Below are 1,477 nucleotides of genomic sequence, written 5' to 3'. Positions count from 1 at the left end.
CGGCCATCATGTGGCTCGCGCCAACAAAGGCCAGCCACCATCGTCTCGCCCGCCGATTTGGCACATTGCACTAGGGCGACCGCTGCCAGTTGTCACCAGTGTTGTGGCGCGGGTGGTTGAGGGCTGGGAGAGTGGGCGTGTGGGTATCTATGCAGACCGGGTTGTACCGCGGATTGTGGATGTGGCGTGTGGGATGCGGTTCAACGAACCTCTCCGTGAACGAGTGTGTGCCGGACTGCAAGGGCGCGTGGTGGAGATCGGCTTCGGTTCGGGTCTGAACGTGCCGTTCTACCCGGAACAGGTCGACAAGGTCAGCGCGGTCGAGCCCGCCGACCTCGGCTGGAAGCTGGCCGGCCATCGAGTTGCCGAGTCGAAGGTCCCGATCGAACGGGCAGGGCTGGACGGCCAGTCACTCCCCTTCCCGGACAACAGCTTCGATTCCGCCCTGTCCACTTGGACCATGTGCACCATCCCCGACGTAGCGTCGGCCCTCTCCGAAGTCCGCCGCGTCCTCACCCCTGGCGGCACCCTGCACTTCATCGAACACGGCCTGGCCCCCGACCGCAGCGTCCAAGTCTGGCAAAACCGCCTCAACCCCCTCCAAAAGGCCATCTGCGGCGGCTGCCACCTGAACCGCAACATCCCCGCCCTACTCACCACCGCAGGCTTCGAATTCCGCGACCTCGACGCCTTCTACTCCGAAGACACCCCCCGCCTCTTCGCCGCCCAAAACCTCGGCGTAGCCGTCGCGCCATAGTCCACACGCTCAGCGGCACATCAAGAGACCTGCATAGCCGACCCTCCGCCCCAGACCTCCGGCGGAGCCGTCGCGCCACAGCCCACACGCTCAGCAGCGCAGCGAGACACGTGCACAACCCCGGCCCTCCGCCCCAGACCTCCGGCGGAGCCGTCGCGCCACAGCCCACACGCTCAGCAGCGCAGCGAGACACGTGCACAACCCCGGCCCTCCGCCCAAAACCTCCGGCGTAGCCGTCGCGCCACAGCCCACACGCTCAGCAGCGCAGCGAGACACGTGTACAACCAGCCCACCCCCAGACCTCTGGCGTGCGAGATCGAGGTTGGCGGGCGCGCCGGTGGCCGCCGCGCAAGCCGAGCTCAGGAGCATCGGCAGGCGCGAGATGTGCCGAGAACAACGCCGCGTGTGCGCCCTGCGACTGGCCGAGCACCGCCTATCGGGTAGCCATCGCGTCACAGCCCATTCCACTCGGCGGCGCAGCGAGACACATGCACACAGCCATCCGCCCTAAACCTCTGGCGTAGCCGTCGCCCCATAGCCCATTCACTCGGCGGCGCAGTGATGCACCTGCACAACCCAGCCCCGCCTCAGTCCGCTGCGCGCCAAGCCAGACCACAGGACATCCCGACGAACCTTCACGGCGCCAAGCCCACCCCAGACCTTTCCTGCAACCTGAATCGCCCCGGGTTTTGTGCTCACTCTCTTTCTTGAGAGGATGGG

Annotated in this window: 1 protein-coding gene; it reads left to right on the top strand. The window is 66.7% G+C overall.

Features of this window, described 5'->3' with window-relative positions; all coding sequences use genetic code 11:
- Positions 1–139 precede the first annotated feature (139 nt).
- Entirely contained in the window at positions 140–757 is a 618-nt protein-coding gene (locus NA11_RS43615) for a class I SAM-dependent methyltransferase (RefSeq protein WP_069167996.1), read from the top strand.
- The last annotated feature ends 720 nt before the right edge of the window (positions 758–1,477 follow it).

This window comes from Nocardia altamirensis NBRC 108246, assembly GCF_001612685.1.
Taxonomy (GTDB): Bacteria; Actinomycetota; Actinomycetes; order Mycobacteriales; family Mycobacteriaceae; genus Nocardia; species Nocardia altamirensis.
This window is presented reverse-complemented; position numbering and strand designations above follow the sequence as displayed.